This is a genomic window from Rhizobium sp. M1, from assembly GCF_002531805.1.
GTDB lineage: Bacteria > Pseudomonadota > Alphaproteobacteria > Rhizobiales > Rhizobiaceae > Rhizobium > Rhizobium etli_C.
Window position 1 is genome coordinate 84660 of the sequence record NZ_NWSW01000020.1, and the last position, 18508, is coordinate 103167.

Below are 18508 nucleotides of genomic sequence, written 5' to 3' on the forward strand. Positions count from 1 at the left end.
GGTGCGGCAATAAGGCTGTCCGGTTGGCCTGTTCAAGACCCCTCCCCAACCCCGCCCCACAAGGGGGAGGGGCTTAACCTGCCGCACCCCGTTTCCATATTTGCGACGTTTCGAGTGGAACGAGGCGGGCGCTCCGGGTTAGTCCCTCCCCCTTGTGGGGAGGGGTTGGGGAGGGGTCTTGAACAGGCGGATAGGGCAGCCATCGGCGATCTCCGCTGCCGACTACTCCGCGCTCGCCACCTTCTGCGGCGTGAGCGGGGCGGCGTCCTTCAGCTTTTTGCCGAGGTCTTTCAGGATATTCGTCGATTGCACCGAGAGCATGCGCGGCCGGATGAGCTGCGGCAATCCGTCCTGCGGCTTGGCGGCGGCGGTCTTGGCGACATCCTTCTGCGAGGGCGGGGGATTTTCGACGCCGGGGATGGCCCGCAGCGTCACGCCCTGATGGGCGTAGTCCATGGCGCGCTTGAAGGTCATTGCCGGCAGCGAGCCGCCGGTCATCTCGTTGGTCGAGGTGTAGTCGTCATTGCCGAACCAGACGGCGCAGGTGTAGTTGCCGGTGAAACCGACGAACCAGGCGTCGCGATAGGCCTGGGTCGTGCCGGTCTTGCCGGCGGTCAAAACGCCGTTGTCGAGAGCCGCCTTGCGCGCGGTTCCGACATAGGGCACGCGCGACAGCATCTGGTTCATATAGGCATCGGCCTGTTCCGACAGCACGCGTTTGGGCGCCGGCTCGTCACGGTCGAAGTCGTAGAGCACATCGCCCTCGTAATCGAGGATCTGGCTGATGCCGTGGCGGCGCGACTGGTATCCGCCGGCCGGGAAGGTGGCATAGGCTGTCGCCTGGTCGAGCACGGTCACTTCGGAGGTGCCGATCGGGATGGTGACGTCGTCGCGGATCGGCGTTTCGACACCGAGATTTTTCGCCATCGCCCGGATCGGCTGGATGCCGAGCTTCTCCTTGGCGAGCCGCACCGGCACGGTGTTGATCGACTGGGCGATCGCGGTCTCGAGCGTGATGCGGCCGACATAGCGGTTGGCGTAATTGTGCGGGCTCCAGTTGCCCCAGTAGATCGGCGCGTCGACGATCGTCGTCTGCGGCGTCATCCCGCTCTCCATCGCCAAGGCATAGGTATAGACCTTGAAGGAGGAGCCCGGCTGGCGCAGCGCCCTGGTGGCGCGGTTGAACTGGCTTTCGCCGTAATCCCGCCCGCCGACCATGGCGCGCACGGCGCCGCCATTCTCGATCATCACCAGGGCGCCCTGCTTGGCGTGGTAGGCCTCGCCATATTCGCGCAGCGACGTTTCGACCGAATCTTCGGCCGCCTTCTGGATGCCCATGTCGATCGTCGTGCGCACGATCAGCGAATGCTGGTGGAAGCGCGGCGAAAGCCGCTGCACCTCGTCGAAAGCCCAGTCGAGGAAGAAGTCCGGCGATTCCACCTCGTTGCGGTCGACGACGGTGGCCGGGCTGCGCCGGGCGGCGATCACCTGGCCCTCGGTCATCAGCCCGCTCTGCACGAGGTTGGTCAGCACCTCGTTGGCGCGGGCGCGGGCGGCCGGCAGGTTGACATGCGGCGCATATTTGGCCGGCGCCTTGAACAGGCCGGCCAGCATGGCGGATTCGGCGAGGTTCACGTCGGTGATGTTCTTGCCGAAATAGAATTGCGCCGCTGCCGCCGCGCCGAAGGTGCCGCCGCCCATATAGGCGCGGTCGAGATAGGTGGAGAGGATTTCCTTCTTGGAAAGGTTGGCCTCGAGCCAGAGCGCCAGGAAGGCTTCGGTGACCTTGCGGTCGATCGAACGCTCGTTGGAGAGGAAGAGGTTCTTGGCGAGCTGCTGGGTCAGCGTCGAGCCGCCCTGCACGACTTCGCCGGCCTGGGCGTTGGTGACCATGGCGCGGAAGAGACCGATGGCGTCGATGCCGAAATGGTCGAAGAAGCGCCGGTCTTCGGTGGCGAGCACCGATTTGATCAGCGAGTCCGGCAGTTCGTCGATCGGCACGGAATTCTGATGGATGACGCCGCGATGGCCGATGACGTTGCCGTAGCGGTCGGTGAAGGTGACGGCGAAATCGCCGCGGTTGCGCCAGTCCTCCTTGGTCGCTTCGAAGGCCGGCTGGGCAAGCACCAGCATCAGCACCGCGCCGACCGTGCCGAGGGTCAGACCTTCGCCGGCCAGTTCGAAGACCACGCGCTTCCAGCCGCGCACGCGGAAACGGCGAAAGAAGATGGTGGTGTCTTCCCAGATCTCGGCGGCGCGGAAGCCGGCGTTCCAGACGGTCGAATCGATCCATGAATCGATGCGCAGCAGAATGTGACGGCTCTTTGCCGGCCGCCTGCCGGCGTCCGCTGTCTGTTTTTCTGCCCCTTTTTCAGGCCCTTTTTCAGGGTTGTCCGGATCCTGCACGTCCTGTATTCCCGCCTGATCGCGCTTGCTTCATGTCCGGCCGCCGGAAAGCGACGAAAGCGCGAGGCCCGATGGGCCCGAAAAGCTCTCCGATACCAGGAGAAAATTCTCCGGCACCAGGAGAAAGTTCTCCGGTACCAGGAGCATGCTGAAGAATTGATTGATTTTGTGGCGGATAACAAGAGAGTAGAGCGGCGGTCACGCGAATTTGCGGCCGCTGTTGCAAGAAACGAACGATGAACGATCTGCCCTTCTGGAAGAGCAAGACGCTGGCCGAAATGACCGCCGCCGAATGGGAAAGCCTTTGCGACGGCTGCGGCCTCTGTTGTCTCAACAAGATCGAGGAATGGGATAGCGGCGATATCTATTTCACCTCGGTCAGCTGCAAGCTGCTCGACAGGCAGAGCTGTCGCTGCTCGAGCTATGAGAACCGCTGGGATTTCGTGCCGGACTGCGTGCAGCTGACCAAGGAGAACGTGCCCGACATCGCCTGGCTGCCGCCGACCTGCGGCTACCGGCTGATCAACGAGGGCCGCGATCTCTACTGGTGGCATCCGCTCGTCTCCGGTGACCCCGAAACGGTACATGCCGCCGGCATTTCCGCCCGCGGCCGCACGATCAGCGAAACCGAGATCGATATCGAGGATCTCGAGGATTACGTCGTCGACTGGCCGCTGACCGTCGGCGAGGCGAAGGACGAGGAAGAGGCGTAAGCGGCTGGCCTGCCCGGCTTTCGCTTGCAGTGTGATGATCCATGCGCACGGCCGCCTTGTCTCCGACGCGACATATAAAATTGACGCCGGCCGCTGCTTGATTATTGAAAAGTGAGACCCCACTTGCGGTGCGACCCGCTGGTCCGGGCCCCTCTGGCGAGAGCTTCGGCACTCTTGCGATGTCGGACCTCTTCTCCGACAACCAGTGCCGACCAGGGGATTATCCTTGAATCTGTCTTTTTTGCTCGTCGAGTGGCTGGGAACGCCGCTCTGGATGTGGTCGAGTTTTTTCGCCCTCGTCATCGCCATTCTGTCGTTCGACCTCGGTATTCTTCATAAGCAGAACAAGGAAATCGGCGTCGGCGAAAGCGTCAGGCTTTCCGCCCTCTATATCGCGCTCGGCCTCGCCTTCGGTGGTTGGGTATGGTGGTATCTCGGCTCCGAGGCCGGCCTTGCCTATCTGACGGGCTTCGTCGTCGAAAAGACGCTGGCCCTCGACAACGTCTTTGTCATCGCCCTGATCTTCTCCTTCTTTGCCGTGCCGCGCCTCTACCAGCACCGCGTGCTCTTCTGGGGTATTCTCGGCGTCATCGTGCTGCGCGCCATCATGATCGGCGTCGGCGCCACGCTGGTCGCCGAATTCGCCTGGCTTCTCTATATCTTCGCCGCGTTCCTGATCGTCACCGGCATCAAGATGCTGTTCGTCAAGGAGGCCGAGCCTGATGTCTCTAAGAACGTCCTCGTCCGCTTCATGCGCAGCCGTTTCAACGTCACCGAGGAGCATCACGGCGAACGGTTCTTCGTCAGAAAGGCAAACCCCAGGACGGGAGCGATGACCTGGTTCATCACGCCGCTCTTCATGGCGCTCGTGATGGTCGAAGTGGCCGACGTCATCTTCGCCGTGGATTCGGTCCCCGCGATCTTCGCGATCACCACCGATCCGTTCCTTGTCTATACCTCGAACATCTTCGCGATCCTCGGCCTTCGCGCCCTCTATTTCGCGCTGGCGGCGATGATTCATCGCTTCCGCTATCTGAAGCCCGCGCTTGCCATCGTGCTGATCTTCATTGGCTCGAAGATCTTCGTCGCCGATCTGCTGGGCCTGGAAAAATTCCCGGCTGCGCTCTCGCTGAGCATCACTTTCGCGATCATCGCCGCCGGCGTGGTCTGGAGCCTCCTCAAAACGCGGGATCCGCAGCAGCCCGCCTGAGCGGGCTCTGCGAGCAATACGTAAACAAAGGAAGGAACACATATGATTTCGGATTTCATCGGCTGGATTTTTGCCCTCCTCGTCGTCGGTCCGCTGCAGGCCGAGATACAGCAACAGGCTGAGCGCGCCCGGCTTCCCGTGGAGATCGTCCGCCAGTCCCAGGACTGCCTGACATCTCAGGGACCGCGGCTCGTCGAGCGCGCCGCCGGCGACTACGTCTGGGCGGCGGCCACAGTCGTCAGCATAGCGATCGGCCATACCGCGCCGGCGGAACTTCTCGACGGCAGCGATCCGCAATGCGCAGCCCTCGCCAGCGCCCTGAAGGGAGACGGCGAGGGTGCGTGACGGCAACCAGCTGAAAATGGACCGTGTGATTGATCAAGACGGAAAGAAACAACCGCCGCGCGGTGTGGCCACGACGCGGCTTCGCGAGATGTTGGAAATCGCCCGGGTAAAGGGCGGCCTCTCCGTCGGCGAGGCTCTGGAGGCGATGGGCCAGACGAGCATCGCCTTCACCATCCTGTTCCTGGCAATCCCGGCGCTGACCCCAATCCCCGGGCCGTTCGGAATGGTCTTCGGCACCGCGCTCGCGCTGGTCTCCCTCCAGATTGTCGCGGGTGGCCGGAAGATCTGGTTGCCCGCCATCCTCAGGGATCGCCGGGTTTCGCCCGCAGCGCTTGATCTTATCGTCGGTCACGCGGTTCCGGTGATCGCCCGGGTGGAAAAGCTCGTGCGCGCCGGCCGGCTGCAGGTTCTCACCGGTCCGACAGTGCAGGCACTTCTTGGCGTTCCTGTCTTCCTGCTTGCTGTGGTGATCGCGCTGCCGATCCCCTTCGGCAATATCCTGCCGGTGGTCTCGCTGGTCGTGCTGGCCGTCGCCCTGATGGAGCGGGATGGTCTCGTCACCTTGATCGGACTGCTGCTCACATCGGCGACGATCGTCACCACCGCCACCTTGGTTTATTTTATCAAGGCGATGATCTTCACGGCCGCTTAGCCGAATGGACAGGGACCGCCGCGAGGAACCGCCGCAGCTCCGTCTCCACATATTCATCCACCCGCCCTTCTGCGCCAAAGCCCCACCAGGTGAGCGAGCCCTGCCATTGCGACAGCATCAGCCGGGCGATGGTCTCCGGCGCGCTCGCCGATCCGAAACAGCGTGCGATCGCTGCCGTCAGCGCTTTGCCCCAGGCGGCCCCTCGGGCCTGCAGCACTGGGTCGCGGAAGTCCTCGCGCAGCAGCAGCAGTCCCTCGCCATAGGCGGCGGCATTGTCGCCGTAATCCTGCGACAGGCCGACAAGCAGCGCGACCGCGCCGTCAGACGTTTTCGGCACGCTTTCGGCAAGCCTTGCCGTCTCCGCATCCAGCCTGTCCCATGCATAGAGCAGCGCCGCACGCAGCATCGCGGCCTTCGTCGCAAAACGCTGCACCAGCGTCGAGCCGGAAAGGCCGCTCGCCTTTGCCACTGCCGCAAAGGTCGCGGCATCCGGCCCTTTAGTCTGGATCAGCGCCAGCACCATGGCGAGAAGCTGCTCATCCGACAGTGTGCGGCGACGCGGCATAAAATTCCCTCTTGCATTCAGCTTATTTATGAACGAGCATTCGTTTATATACAAGGCGTTTTTCGGTTCTAACGCGGAGGATGGCGAAATGACAGCGGACTTGCGGGAGAAAGTGGCTTTGGTGGCCGGTGCGACGCGCGGCGCCGGCCGCGGTATTGCGGTTGAACTCGGCGCTGCCGGCGCAACGGTTTATGTGACAGGGCGCACGACGCGCGCCCATCAATCCGAATATGCCAGGCCGGAGACGATCGAGGAGACGGCCGAGCTGGTGACGGCGGCGGGCGGCAGGGGCATTGCCGTGCAGGTGGATCATCTGGTCGCCCATGAAGTCGAGGCGCTGGTCGCACGCATCCGGGCGGAAACCGGAAGGCTCGATATTCTCGTCAACGACATCTGGGGCTGCGAGAAGCTGTTCGAATGGGACAAGCCCGTCTGGGAGCATTCGCTGGACAAGGGGTTGCGCATGCTGCGGCTCGGCATCGAGACACATCTGATCACCGCCCACTACGCGCTGGCGCTGATGATCGAACGGCCGGGCGGGCTCTTGGTCGAGGTGACCGACGGCACGGCGGAATACAACGCCGCGCATTACCGGCTGTCGCCCTTTTACGACCTCGTCAAGACAAGCGTCATCCGCATGGCCTGGGCGCACGCCCAGGATCTGGCGAAACACGGCGCCACCGCCCTCTCGATCACCCCCGGCTGGCTGCGCTCCGAAATGATGCTGGACGCCTATGGTGTCAGCGAGGCGAATTGGCGCGACGCGACGAAGGTCCAGCCGCATTTCGCCATTTCCGAAACGCCGCGCTTCGTCGGCCGCGCCGTGGCGGCCATCGCCGTCGATCCCGATCGCGCCCGCTGGAACGGTCAGTCGCTGTCGAGCGGCGGCCTGGCCAAGGTCTATGGCTTCGATGACATCGACGGGTCGCGGCCGGATTGCTGGCGCTACATCGTGGAAGTGCAGGAGCCGGGTAAGCCGGCGGATGTCACCGGCTATCGCTGAGGCAGCCCGTTAGCTTGCGGCTCTGAGCCGCGCCACGTCACGAAACGACACCAGCCGCCTCGTCTGTTCGTCCCAGAGCACCAGCTTGACGCAGCGCAGGCTTTCCATGAGCGTGATGCGGCCGATATCGGCCAGCTCGGGATGGTCCCTCAGCACCTCCGGCAGCCGATAATAAGGCACCCGGCTCGCCAGATGATGCACATGGTGTATGCCGATATTGCCGGTGATCCAGCGCAGCACCGGCGGCAGGTCGTAATGCGAGGCACCGTGCAGCGCCGCATGCTGGAACTGCCAGTCAGGTTTCTTCGACCAGTGCGTTTCCTCGAACTGGTGCTGGACATAGAACAGCCAGACGCCAGCGGCTCCCGCTAGAAGCACGATCGGCAGGTGCACCAGGAGGAAGGGAACGATCCCGCCCGCCCAGATCAATAAGGCGGCGGCCAGAGCGATGGCAAGGTTGGTCGCCATGGTCGAGATCCAGGGCAGGGGGCCGGAGCGCATCATGCCGAAGGGCAGGCGCTGCTTGAAGATGAACAGCCATGCCGGCCCGATCCCGAACATGACGGCTGGGTGCCGGTAGAGCCGGTAGGCAAGCCGCCCCCGGCGGGACCGCGCGTTATATTCGGCGATCGTCAGTGTCTCAATGTCGCCAACGCCGCGCTCGTCGAGGTTTCCGGCCGAGGCGTGATGTTCCGCATGTGCCCGACGCCAGTAGTCGTAAGGCGTCAGCGTCAATATGCCGATCGTGCGCCCGACCCAGTCGTCGAGGCGGCGGCGGGCGAAAAATGAGCCGTGGCCGCAATCATGCTGGATCATGAACAGCCTGAGCAGGAAAGCGGCTGCCGGGATGACAAGGATCAGGCCCGGCAAAAAGCCGTAACGAACGGACGCCCATGCGGCGGCCCAGAACAGCGCAAAGGGAATAGCTGTGACGGCCAGTTCAAAGGCACTGCGTGTGGCCCTCGGCTGGCGATATCCTGCAAGGATCTTCAACCAGGCTTTTTCGGCGAAAAGTGCTGTCGGTGCCGCAGGGTTCTGCGGATTTTCACAAGGCTCGTCCAAGGTGGCAAGCCGGATTTCCTCGCTCTCGAAGCGGTGCGCGCGTTCGATCACGAAATATCGCCGCAAAAGGCTGCGACGCTCGACGGATCGCCGAGGCGGTTGATTATTTGAAGAGGAGTCATGCTCTGTGGCACCTTCCGGCTTTTCGAAAACACGATCATCGCTGATCGCGCGTCCCGGCAGGACGCGCTGCCGCTTTTAGCCACACATCACCCATTACGCAAATCGATCCCGACTTGCGTTTGTCATGGAGGCGGCGAGGGGCGATTCACCCGAAGGCTCGATGCGAGCTTATTTCTTCGGCGCGCTGCTTCCGTGCGGAGCGGCCTGGGTCGCGGCCTTCATCTGGCCGGCGAATGTGCGTGCCATCTTCGGCGCCAGCTTGTCCTTCTTCGGTTTGCGAGCCTCGCGATTGCTTCTCAGCTGACCTTTTGCCATCGATCGATCTCCTGTTCAGACGAATGCAAAGCGCGTTTTCAGCTTCGCGCGTCGGGTTTGAGGTTTGTCTTACGCCTGTCGCTGGGCAATCCCTGGATCGCATAACGGTCGTATACCGGAGTGACTGGTTTCGGCGGCGTCTTCAGCTTGCCGAAGTAGTGTTCGAGTGCCTGCGAAAGCATGGCGGGCGACGTTACGCCCTCCTGAAACAGCTTGATCAGCAGCATCGCTGCGACATTGCAGCCCCCGCCGTCGTCGGGCGCGATCCTGGCCTCGTAGCCCGCATTGTCGAGTACGGACTGAAGCATGTCGAGATCGGACGAGGTCAGGTATGGCTTTTTGGAAGTGGAAGACATCGGTCCTCCTTTCGTCGGGGCGAAGGTATGAAAACCCTCAGTCGGCAGCGCCCGGACAATGGCTGCCGACGGCGAAACCATGCGCCTTTCGCCGAGGCAAGGCAATGGGATTCTCGCTATGAATATTCGTTTTTGCTTATGAAAAGCCCGCACCGATAAGGGTGCGGGCGCAACGGTCATTCCGCCGCCTGATAGGCGGGCCTCCGGACGGCTGATGTCCTCGGACCTGCGGCTGCAAGCAGGGTGATGGCGATCGCAAGCAGCGCCACGAAGGCGACGCCGGCGACATACGGGTCCCAGCCGAAATTCGGCGCGGCGCCGAACACCGCCGAAGCGGCCGCAAGCACGATGCCGCCGCCGATCTGGAAGGAGGCGAAGAGCAGGCCGGAGGCGGGCCCCGATTTGTCGTCCTCGACATCGGAAAGCGCTGCGACCTGCACCGAAGGGTAGGTCATGGCATAACCGAGGCCGAGCGGGACCTGCGAGACCAGCACGAGCAGGATCGGATCGACATGTCCGAGTGCCGTCACCCAAAAAATGTAGCTGAAGGCCTGCAGCCCGACGCCTGCCGCCATCAGGCCGGTGGCGCCGCGGTTTTGCGCCAGGTTCGCAAAGCGTGGCGCCAGGAACATCACGAAGACGCCGCCGAGGGCAAAGGAGAAGCCTGTCGTGAAGGCCGACCAGCCGATGACGTTCTGATAATAGAGCGTCGCCAGGAACTGGAAGCCGACATAGGCGCCCTGGAAGAGGGCGGCGATCGCATTGGCGTGCCGCAGCCGCGCCCGGCGGAACATGCCGAGCGGCACCATCGGATCGGCATGGCGTGCTTCAACCGCGAGGAAGAGCAGGATCAGCACCAGCGACGCCGAGAGCGAACCCCAGGTCGGCAGGGCCTGCCAGCCGGCAGCCGCGGCATTGGTGATGCCGAAGTTCGTTCGGAATTGCTCGAAATTCGGAGCCCGTTATATCTCACCCTTATGGAAATAGGCTTCGAGCCGGTAGCCGTCGGGATCGATGACGAAGGCGGCGTAATAGAAGCGGCCGTAATCCGGCCGGATACCCGGTTCGCCATTGTCGGTGCCGCCGGAAGCGATAGCCGCCGCGTGAAAGGCGTCGACAGCGGCCTCGTTCGGAGCGACGAAGCAGAAATGCAGCCCGGATTGCATGTCGGCGACAACGGGATGCTCCGCCTGTATCACCCAGAGGCCGACCTCATCAGGGCCGTAGCCGATCACGCCATCGGAATTGGACAGGCGCTCATAGCCGAGCGGCGCCAGCGCCGCGTCGTAGAAACGGCGGGCTCTGTCGAGGTCTTTGACGCCGATGGAGACATGATCGAACATGGGCTGCAAACTCCGTTCATCTCAAGATCAATGCAACACCAGCATCTTTATCAATGCAACACCAGCATTGTTAAATGGCCACCAAACGAAAGTGAATCCGTTCGGACGTCCGGCAGCGTTCAAGGGGCCGATGCGGCTCACTGCAGCTGCGGTTTTTTCAGAAAGCTGTTGCGGTCGGCGGATTTGACGCGCAGCCAGGCTTCGCGGCCGTTGCGCAGGATCCGCATCGGAATCTCGGCGCCGGCCGGGCCACTGCTCCAGAGCTTGCGGTAGAAATCGGCCAGGCCATCGACCTCTTCGTCGCGGATCTCGGAGATGATATCGCCCTGACGCAGGCCGGCCTCGGCGGCCGGTCCGCCTTCGGCCACGCTCATCACCACCACGCCGCTATTGCTCTCGGCGGAGAATGCGCCGAGCCAGGGCCGTGGCGGCTTGTTGACCTGACCGCGGTTTAAGAGGTCGTCGAGGATCGGCGGCAAAAGATCGATCGGCACGACCATATTGATATCGGCGATCTCGCCATCCTGGCTCATCTGCAGGCGAAGCGAACCGATGCCGAGAAGCTTGCCGTCGGCGCCGATCAGCGCAGCCCCGCCCCATGCCGGATGGGCCGGTGCGGTAAAAATCGCCTCATCCAGCAGATATTCCCAGTAGCCGGCGAATTCCTGCCGGGCGACGATGTTTGCCTGGACGAACTCGCCGATCCCATCGGCAAGCACGACGGGATCGCCGGGCCTGGCGGCGGCCGCATCGCCGATATCCACCGCCGGGGCGTTCAGAACGCCGAGCGCCTGCACCAGGCCGAAGCCGCTTTCCTGATCATAGGCAAGGGGATGGGCGGGAACCACCCGGCCGTCCTGGGTCGTCAGCCAGACTTCCTCGGCCTCGGTGATGAGATAACCGATGGTCAGCACCAGCCCGTTGTCGCGAATGACGACGCCGCTGCCCTCCCGGACGGTGCCCAGCGTCTCCGCCGTGAAGGCATCTTCCGGAATGGAGGAACGGACGGCCACGACTGACCGCAGGATCGGATCGATATTCATGCTTTTATCCCGAGGGCGCCGCCGCGCGAGACCGAAAGCCGGCGCGCCTCCTTAATAGGTAAGAAGATGAAGGGGTGGCGGCAAGGCTGGCGCGACGGGAATTTCCGCACCCGCATGCCGCGACCGTGGAGGGGATACCGGGAATATCCGGGGGTGACAGCGTCTCTGCGCAACAATATACAGTCAATCCTACCAGGAATCAGACGGGCACGGATCATGACATGAAGGACTGGCATCCCGATCTCAGCCGCAGCAGCAGCCCGCGTTACATGGCGATTGCCGATCTGATCGAAATGGATCTGCGCAGCGGCCATCTGGCGGTTGGAGACCGGCTGCCGCCGCAGCGCGACCTCGCCAAGCGCCTGAATGTCGATTTCACCACCGTGGCCAGAGGTTATGTCGAGGCGCAGAAGCGCGGGCTTGTCGAGTCGCATGTCGGCCGGGGCACCTTCGTCACCGGCCGCGCGGGCAAGGCGCGGCAGGACTTCGCGCCTGACGCCGTACCCGATCCGCGCCGCGCATCGATCGTCGATTTCTCGATGAACATGCCGCCGGAACCGGATGATCCGGAACTGATCGCCGGCATGCGCGAGGGCATGTCGGCGGTGGCCGCAAGTCTCGTTCAGCTTCTGCGTTACCAGGGCTTCGGCGGCTCCGGCATGGATAAGGACGCCGCCGCCGCCTGGCTCGGACGCCGCGGGCTCACGCCGTCGCAGGAGCGGATCTTCGTCACGCCGGGCGCCCATCCGGCCCTGCTGGCGATCTTCGGCCTGCTGGCAAAGCCGGGCGAGACCGTGCTGTCGGAAATCATCACCTATCCCGGCATGCGCTCGATCGCCGCCCAGCTGCGGCTCAATCTCGCCGGCCTGCCGATGGACGAGGACGGTGTCCTGCCGGAGGCCCTTGCGAAGGCCTGCGAGCGGTTGAAGCCGAAGGCGCTCTATCTCAATCCGACGCTGCAGAACCCGATGACGCTGACGATTTCAACCAACCGGCGCGCGGAAATCGCGGCCGTCGCCCGCAGATATCAGCTGCCGATCGTCGAGGACGATGCCTATGGCTTCATTCCTGAGCATGGTCCGGCGCCGCTGGCGGCAATGGTGCCGGATCTGACCTGGCATATTGGCGGCCTGGCGAAATGCCTCGGCGCGGGCCTGCGCCTTGCCTATGTCGTGGCGCCCGACAGCAAGGCCGTATGGCCTTTCGTCAGCGCCATGCGCGCCAACAACGTCATGGCTTCGCCTTTGACCATGGCGCTCGCCACCCGCTGGATCGAAGACGGCACGGCCGATGCGATCCTGCGCTTCGTCCGCACCGAGGCCGCCGCCCGCCAGCAGATGGTTGCCGCCATCCTGCCGGCCGGCAGCTACCGCGCCGATCCGATCAGCTTCAACATCTGGCTGCCGCTCGCCAATGGCTGGACCCGCTCCACCTTCGGCAGTCATATGCGTTCCTCCGGCATCGGCGTCGTGGCAAGCGATGCCTTCACCGTCGACGGCGCCGCCCCGGAAGCGGTGCGGGTCTGCCTCGGCGGTCCGATCACCCGGGAGAGACTGCACGGCGCACTGGAATTCATGGCCCATGCGCTGGAAGGCCCGCCGGAGATGGCGGCGTCGTTCTTCTAAGCCTGCCCTCAGGCCGCTTCGGGTATCATCCCCTTCGATGTGATGTCTGCGTTGCCCGGTCGGCAGCCGACGGGGATCTGCGGCATTCTGGCAAGTTGACTGGTGATTGAGGCGTAATGTATTTATATTGAATGCATACATCTATGTGGCATTGATTGGCATTGAGCCGTATGCCAGAGAAGACGAGGTTATCATGGATACCGACTATCCCCCACTTCCCCCGATGCAGACCGGCATCAGGGGACGCTGCCCGCGTTGCGGCCAGGGCCATATGTTCAAGGGATTCCTGACGCTGCAGCCGCAATGCGAGGTCTGCGGCCTCGATTATGCCTTCGCCGATCCGGCCGACGGCCCGGCCTTCTTCGTCATCTGCTTCGCCTGCATCCCGAGCGTGCTGCTCGGCGTCTGGCTGGAGGTGGCGTTCTCGGCGCCGATCTGGGTGCAGCTTCTGGTCACCGGCCCCTTCATGCTCGCCACCTGCATTCCGCCACTGCGGCCGCTGAAAGGCTGGCTGGTCGCCAGCCAGTATTTCTACAAGGCGGAAGAGGGCAGGCTCGCCTAAAGCCTATTTCAGCGTCGCGCGCAGGCGCGGCGTCGCGAAATCGATGAGCGCCCGCAGTTTCAGCGGCACCAGTCCCTGCGAGGGATAGACGAGCTGCACCGGCGCGGGCTGCGGTTCGAAATCTTGGAGCAGCGGCACCAGCAGGCCCGCCGCTGCGGCGCGGGCCGCCTGATAGGAGAGTACGCGGGTGATGCCGAGACCGGCGACGGCCGCATCGACGGCGGCCTCGGCGGTGTTGACCGCAAGCCGTGAGCGGATCGGCACCGCGAGGTCGCGCTTCCCCTCCGTGAAGGTCCAGCTCCGCGTCGAGGCCATGTTCTCGAAGGTGATGCAGTCATGTGCGGAAAGATCGCTCGGGTGGCGGGGTGCCGAGTGCTGCGCGAGATAATCCGGGCTGGCATAGACGGTGCGGCGGATCGCGCCGAGCCGCGTGGCGATCAGGTTGCTGTCTACAAGGGTGCCGATCCTCAGCGCGAGGTCGATATGATCCTCGACGAGGTTCGACAGCCGGTCGCCGAGCATAAGCCGCAGATTGATCTCGGGATAGGCCTTCAGGAAATCCACCACGACAGGCAGGACATGCAGCCGCCCGAAGACGATCGGCGCGGTCATCGTCAGCTCGCCCTTCGGCGCGCTGTATTCGCCGGCGGCCGTCCGTTCCGCTTCTTCCACCCGGTTAAGAATTTCCCGCGCCGCCTCCACATAGGAGCGTCCGGCCTCGGTCAATGTGATCTTCCGATTGCTTCTCTGCAGCAGCTTGGCGCCGAGATGCGCCTCGAGCTCGGAGACCTTGCGGCTGACGGTTGCCAGCGGTGAACGCAGATGCCGCGAGGCGGCCGACAGGCTGCCTTGCTCGACAACGGCAAGAAGCACGCTCATGGCATCGAGGCGGTCCATTTTATCCTTCCATCAATTGAGAACACGCCTTCCAGATTAGCATCCTACTGCAGTTCATTGGAAGGCAGTAAATTCCCTGCAGATGGTTCGAACGGCCATCGCCGGCAAGGCCGAGGCCTTGTTCCCGCCCATCAGACCTCAGAGGAACCGTCATGAAACTCTACCATCATCCGCTGTCCGGCCATTCGCACCGGGTTCACCTGTTCCTGTCACTGCTCGGCGTGCCTTACGAACTGGTCGAGGTCGACATGGCTGCCGGCGCTCACAAGGCTCCGGAGTTCCTGAAGCTCAATGCTTTTGGCCAGGTGCCCGTGCTCGACGACGATGGCGCGGTCATTTCCGATTCCGCCGCCATCCTCGTCTATCTCGCACGCAAATATGGCCGCACCGACTGGCTGCCGGAGGACATATTGACGGCGGCGCGGATCCAGAAATGGCTCTCGGTCGCCGCGGGCGAGATCGCCTACGGGCCTTGCGCCGCTCGTCTCGTCACCGTCTTCGGCGCCAAATTTCATGCCGATGAGGTGATTGCCCGGGCGCACCGTATTCTCACGCTGGTCGAGGCGGAGCTCTCCGGCCGCGCCTTCCTGCTCGGCGACAATCCTGTCATCGCCGATATCGCGCTTTACAGCTACATCGCCAATGCGCCGGAGGGCAATGTCGACACCGCGCCCTATCAGGCCGTGCGCGCCTGGCTTGCCCGCATCGAGGCGTTGCCGGGTTTCGTCGGCTTCCGCAGGACGAAGATCGGCCTGGCCGCATAAAGATCCGTCCCCGGTCGAAAATCGCGCCTGAAAGGAGGCCATGATGCTGGAGCAGTCAGGAGAGGATGCGGCATCGCCCTGGCATCAGGGTGAGCTTGCCATGCAGCGCAGCCTCGGCGTCGTCGAACGCATGGACGGGCCGGGGCGGAATTTCGTCCGCAAGGCGATGCCCGAGCAGCACCGCGCCTTCTTTCCAATGCTGCCTTTCGTCGTGCTCGGCACGGTCGATGCGAAGGGCAACGTCTGGGCGACGGTGCGGGCCGCGCAGCCGGGCTTCATGTCCTCGCCGGACCCGGAGACGCTCGAGGTCCGCCTGCCGCGCGAGCCGGCCGATCCCGCCGACGCCGGCATGGAGGATGGCGCCGCCGTCGCGATGCTCGGCATTCAGCTCGAGACCCGGCGGCGCAACCGGCTGAACGGCGTCATCCGCAGGACGGATGCCGGCGCCTTCCGCCTGCGCGTGGGCCAGAGCTTCGGCAATTGCCCGCAATACATCCAGCCGCGCGCCGCCGCCTTCGTTCGCGATCCCGCCCTGCCGGCCACGCTGCCGCCGCTGCGGTCCCATGAGCTCGACGCGCGCGCGCGGCGGATGGTCGAGAGCGCCGATACGTTCTTCGTCGCTTCCTATGTCGACCGGGGGAATGGCGAACGCCAGGTCGACGTCTCTCATCGCGGCGGCTATGCCGGCTTCGTGCATCTCGGCGCCGACGGCGCCCTGACCGTCCCCGACTTTGCCGGCAATCGATTCTTCAACACGCTCGGCAATTTCCTGGTCAATCCGAAGGCCGGGCTGGTCTTCATCGATTTCGAAACCGGCGACATGCTGCAGATGACCGGTCGGGTCGAGGTGCTGCTCGATTCGCCTGAGATCGCCGCCTTTCCCAAAGCGGAAAGGCTGTGGCGTTTCACGCCCGAAAACATTGTGCTTCGCCCGGATGCCCTGCCGCTGCGGTGGAGCCGGCGCTCCGACGTCTAAGCTCGAGCGCCGCCCGATACAGAGTTGCAATATCTGTACCGTTCGGTAAACTAAGAACCATTCAGTACAGGAGATCTCATGTCCAGCCTCGTTCCGCCTTTCACCCTGGAGACCGCCACGCAGAAAGTCCGCCTCGCCGAGGACGGTTGGAACAGCCGCGACCCCGAGCGGGTCTCGCTCGTCTACACGCCGGACAGCCGCTGGCGGAACCGCGCCGAATTCATCACCGGCCGCGCCGAGATCGTCGCTTTTCTCACGCGCAAATGGGCAAAGGAACTGGACTACCGGCTAATCAAGGAGATCTGGGCCTTTACCGATCGTCGCATTGCCGTGCGCTTTGCCTATGAATGGCACGATGACAGCGGCAACTGGTTCCGCTCCTACGGCAACGAGAACTGGGAATTCGATGCGGCCGGCTTGATGCAGCGCCGTTTTGCCTGCATCAACGATCTGCCGATCCGGGAAACGGAGCGCAAATACCACTGGCCGCTCGGCCGACGTCCGGACGATCATCCCGGTCTGACGGAGCTCGGCCTCTAGAACAGGATGATTTCAGCCCGGTGAAGACCGTTTATGAACGCGCCGACATCGTGCCGCTGCTCGCGGAAATCTTCCGCGAGCTCGGCTATGAGGGCGCCACGCTCAGCCGCATCACCGAACGCACCGGCATCGGCAAGGGCAGCCTTTATCACTTCTTCCCGGGCGGCAAGGAGGAGATGGCCGGCGCCGTGCTCGCCGATATCGATGCCTGGTTCGAAGAGGCAGTCTATCGGCCGCTGCGACATGACGATGCCCGTCAGGCGATCGCGGCGATGTGGGCCAATGTAAATGACTACTTCCGTTCCGGCCGCCGCATCTGCCTCGTCGGCGCCTTCGCGCTCGACGACACCCGCGAACAGTTTTCGGCGGCGATCGGCGACTATTTCATCCGCTGGATCGACGCGTTGCGTTCGGCTCTGATGCGGGCTGGCTGTGTCGAGGAGGAGGCGCAGACGCTGGCCGAGGAGGGCGTCTGCGGCATTCAAGGGGCACTGGTGCTGTCGCGCGCGCTTAGAGATGAAACGGTCTTCTCCCGGTCGCTGGAGACGCTGGCGAAGCGGCTTGAGGCCGAGACGCGATGAAGGCAGCCCTTACATCCGCGCCGCTCTGCCTGTATTTCTCAGCGCTGCTGTTGCGGCTGCCGGGTCGGGCGGATGTTCTCGCGTTCAAGGCGAATCTGGCGCCACTCGTTTTCCATCTGGTCGACGACGTGCTGGGGAATGGTGGTCTGGGTGTTGGCAGGCGTCTGCATCGGAAGTCTCCTCTTGTGGTGGTAAGGCTTCAGGGCGAGGAGATGCATTGCATAAGACAAAAGCCGTGTAAATCAGGGGCTTAGACACTTCAAACGATTAAGTTGATTTTAATCGATTAAGACGGTTTTAACCACGAGACTCTCGGGAAGCGCGGTATGGTTGTCCACATGGATCGGATGTTCTTTTTTGATGCGGTGCGCGAGGAGCTCTTTAAAGGAGAGCTAACTCAGCCTCAGGTAGTGGGTATCGCGGCGATTCTCGACGCCTGGGAAAGGCGGTTTGCGCAGGCCGACCGCCGATGGCTCGCCTATATCCTCGCGACCGCTTATCACGAGACCGCCTATACGATGCAGCCGGTCCGCGAGACGCTGGCTGAAAGCGATGCCCGCGCCGTCGAGATCCTGGAGGCGGCCTATGCCGCAGGCCGGCTCGCCTGGGTAAAGACGCCCTACTGGCGACCGGACGAGGATGGCCGCTGCTGGCTCGGGCGTGGCCTGGTGCAGCTTACCCATAAGCGGAATTACGAGGCGATGAGTGGTTTGACGGGCATCGATCTCGTTGCCGATCCCGACCGGGCGATGGAGATGGATGCGGCGGTGACGATCCTGATCGAAGGCATGCTGCAGGGCAGCTTTACCGGCCACAAACTTGCCGATCACCTGAACGCGACGACCGAGGACTGGGTCAATGCGCGCCGCATCGTCAACGGCACCGACCGGGCCGAGAAGCTCGCGGGCTACGCCATGGTTTTCAATGCGGCGATGCGTCCGGATGCCGCGCCGGGCAGGTCGCGCGGTTGAAGGCCAGGGGCGCACATGGTATCGCGCGGGCCGACCTCTGAAATCTGACAGGAGCTTCCGCGTGATCCGCCACATCGTCTTCTTCACCGTGCAGGAAGAACATCTGGAGGAGGTGAGGGCCGGGCTTTCGATCCTGACCGCCATTCCGCATGCGCGGCTGCTGGAAATCGGCACCAATGTGAAGACCGATCAGCTGGGTACCGAGATCGATCTCGTCGTCTATGGCGAATTCGACGATGAAGCGGCTCTTGCCGCCTATAAGGCGCATCCCGATTATCAGCGCTCGATCGAGCGTGTCCGACCGCTGCGGGAAAAGCGCATCGCCGCGGACTACGACAGCCGCACAGCGGTGAAGCGGCCGCTCTGAATCGGCAGGCCATCGGCTTCCTGTCATTGTTTCGCTGAAATTTCAAAGGGATAAGAAGAATTCCGGACTCGCGGGCGCCGGATGTTGAA

At 63.4% G+C, this 18508-nt stretch carries 21 protein-coding genes and 2 pseudogenes; 13 read left to right on the forward strand and 10 right to left on the reverse strand.

What is annotated here, in order from left to right:
* Window positions 1–222 precede the first annotated feature (222 nt).
* On the reverse strand, window positions 223–2406 hold the full coding sequence (locus CO655_RS20475; RefSeq protein WP_097666234.1) for a transglycosylase domain-containing protein: 2184 nt from the start codon (window positions 2404–2406) through the stop codon (window positions 223–225).
* A 236-nt stretch (window positions 2407–2642) separates the two neighbouring features.
* Here CO655_RS20475 and CO655_RS20480 point away from each other — a divergent pair, with 236 nt between their 5' ends.
* From CO655_RS20480 to CO655_RS20495, 4 genes are all read left to right on the forward strand, one after another.
* Complete coding sequence (locus CO655_RS20480) at window positions 2643–3119, forward strand: YcgN family cysteine cluster protein (RefSeq protein WP_097608457.1); 477 nt, start codon at window positions 2643–2645, stop codon at window positions 3117–3119.
* 226 nt (window positions 3120–3345) lie between these two features.
* Window positions 3346–4329, forward strand: coding sequence for a TerC family protein (locus CO655_RS20485; RefSeq protein WP_097608456.1), 984 nt, complete (start codon window positions 3346–3348; stop codon window positions 4327–4329).
* 42 nt (window positions 4330–4371) lie between these two features.
* Entirely contained in the window at window positions 4372–4674 is a 303-nt protein-coding gene (locus CO655_RS20490) for a hypothetical protein (protein WP_097608455.1), read from the forward strand.
* Window positions 4675–4699: 25 nt separating this feature from the next.
* The gene (locus tag CO655_RS20495; protein WP_097608539.1) at window positions 4700–5326 is read left to right on the forward strand and encodes an exopolysaccharide biosynthesis protein; all 627 of its coding nucleotides are present in this window, start codon (window positions 4700–4702) and stop codon (window positions 5324–5326) included.
* Here the strand turns inward: CO655_RS20495 and CO655_RS20500 are convergent.
* Window positions 5313–5891: a TetR family transcriptional regulator gene (locus CO655_RS20500; protein ID WP_097608538.1), complete on the reverse strand. Its 579-nt coding sequence runs from the start codon at window positions 5889–5891 to the stop codon at window positions 5313–5315. The two genes, CO655_RS20495 and CO655_RS20500, sit on opposite strands and share 14 nt — an antisense overlap.
* A gap of 88 nt (window positions 5892–5979) precedes the next feature.
* Here CO655_RS20500 and CO655_RS20505 point away from each other — a divergent pair, with 88 nt between their 5' ends.
* Window positions 5980–6894, forward strand: a complete 915-nt coding sequence (locus CO655_RS20505) for an SDR family oxidoreductase (protein WP_097608454.1) — start codon at window positions 5980–5982, stop codon at window positions 6892–6894.
* A 9-nt stretch (window positions 6895–6903) separates the two neighbouring features.
* Here the strand turns inward: CO655_RS20505 and CO655_RS20510 are convergent, their stop codons facing one another.
* From CO655_RS20510 to CO655_RS20530, 6 genes and pseudogenes are all read right to left on the reverse strand, one after another.
* Window positions 6904–7956 carry a fatty acid desaturase gene (locus CO655_RS20510; protein ID WP_170965061.1) on the reverse strand — a complete coding sequence of 351 codons (1053 nt, stop codon included), beginning with the start codon at window positions 7954–7956 and terminating at the stop codon, window positions 6904–6906.
* Between the two features lie 291 nt (window positions 7957–8247).
* On the reverse strand, window positions 8248–8394 hold the full coding sequence (locus CO655_RS33905) for a hypothetical protein (RefSeq protein ID WP_170965057.1): 147 nt from the start codon (window positions 8392–8394) through the stop codon (window positions 8248–8250).
* Between the two features lie 38 nt (window positions 8395–8432).
* Window positions 8433–8831: a hypothetical protein gene (locus CO655_RS20515; RefSeq protein ID WP_097608452.1), complete on the reverse strand. Its 399-nt coding sequence runs from the start codon at window positions 8829–8831 to the stop codon at window positions 8433–8435.
* A gap of 95 nt (window positions 8832–8926) precedes the next feature.
* Window positions 8927–9679, reverse strand: a pseudogene (locus CO655_RS20520) (MFS transporter); the annotation flags it as partial.
* Window positions 9680–9712: 33 nt separating this feature from the next.
* Window positions 9713–10093, reverse strand: a complete 381-nt coding sequence (locus CO655_RS20525) for a VOC family protein (RefSeq protein WP_097608451.1) — start codon at window positions 10091–10093, stop codon at window positions 9713–9715.
* Window positions 10094–10230: 137 nt separating this feature from the next.
* Window positions 10231–11136 (reverse strand): S1C family serine protease, encoded by a 906-nt coding sequence (locus CO655_RS20530; RefSeq protein WP_097608450.1) that lies wholly within the window; start codon window positions 11134–11136, stop codon window positions 10231–10233.
* A gap of 221 nt (window positions 11137–11357) precedes the next feature.
* Between CO655_RS20530 and CO655_RS20535 the strand changes: the two genes are divergently transcribed.
* Both CO655_RS20535 and CO655_RS20540 read left to right on the forward strand, forming a co-directional pair.
* On the forward strand, window positions 11358–12761 hold the full coding sequence (locus tag CO655_RS20535; protein WP_097666236.1) for a PLP-dependent aminotransferase family protein: 1404 nt from the start codon (window positions 11358–11360) through the stop codon (window positions 12759–12761).
* A gap of 193 nt (window positions 12762–12954) precedes the next feature.
* Window positions 12955–13323: a DUF983 domain-containing protein gene (locus CO655_RS20540; protein WP_097608448.1), complete on the forward strand. Its 369-nt coding sequence runs from the start codon at window positions 12955–12957 to the stop codon at window positions 13321–13323.
* Between the two features lie 3 nt (window positions 13324–13326).
* Here CO655_RS20540 and CO655_RS20545 read toward each other — a convergent pair whose 3' ends face one another.
* Window positions 13327–14220: a LysR family transcriptional regulator gene (locus CO655_RS20545; protein ID WP_097608447.1), complete on the reverse strand. Its 894-nt coding sequence runs from the start codon at window positions 14218–14220 to the stop codon at window positions 13327–13329.
* Window positions 14221–14372: 152 nt separating this feature from the next.
* On the opposite strand from CO655_RS20545, the gene CO655_RS20550 reads away from it, so the two are divergent.
* From CO655_RS20550 to CO655_RS20565, 4 genes are all read left to right on the forward strand, one after another.
* On the forward strand, window positions 14373–14984 hold the full coding sequence (locus CO655_RS20550; protein WP_097608446.1) for a glutathione S-transferase: 612 nt from the start codon (window positions 14373–14375) through the stop codon (window positions 14982–14984).
* Between the two features lie 43 nt (window positions 14985–15027).
* Entirely contained in the window at window positions 15028–15960 is a 933-nt protein-coding gene (locus tag CO655_RS20555) for a pyridoxamine 5'-phosphate oxidase family protein (RefSeq protein ID WP_097608537.1), read from the forward strand.
* Between the two features lie 78 nt (window positions 15961–16038).
* Window positions 16039–16500, forward strand: a complete 462-nt coding sequence (locus CO655_RS20560; protein ID WP_097666238.1) for a nuclear transport factor 2 family protein — start codon at window positions 16039–16041, stop codon at window positions 16498–16500.
* Window positions 16501–16520: 20 nt separating this feature from the next.
* Complete coding sequence (locus tag CO655_RS20565) at window positions 16521–17081, forward strand: TetR/AcrR family transcriptional regulator (protein WP_097608444.1); 561 nt, start codon at window positions 16521–16523, stop codon at window positions 17079–17081.
* 38 nt (window positions 17082–17119) lie between these two features.
* On the opposite strand, the gene CO655_RS34680 is transcribed toward CO655_RS20565, so the two are convergent.
* A complete protein-coding gene (locus tag CO655_RS34680; protein ID WP_275593071.1) occupies window positions 17120–17251 on the reverse strand; it encodes a hypothetical protein in 132 nt (43 codons plus the stop codon).
* A 156-nt stretch (window positions 17252–17407) separates the two neighbouring features.
* Here CO655_RS34680 and CO655_RS20570 point away from each other — a divergent pair.
* Window positions 17408–18093 (forward strand): annotated as a pseudogene (locus CO655_RS20570) (hypothetical protein).
* A gap of 20 nt (window positions 18094–18113) precedes the next feature.
* A complete protein-coding gene (locus CO655_RS20575; protein WP_010028887.1) occupies window positions 18114–18419 on the forward strand; it encodes a Dabb family protein in 306 nt (101 codons plus the stop codon).
* Window positions 18420–18508: the final 89 nt, after the last annotated feature.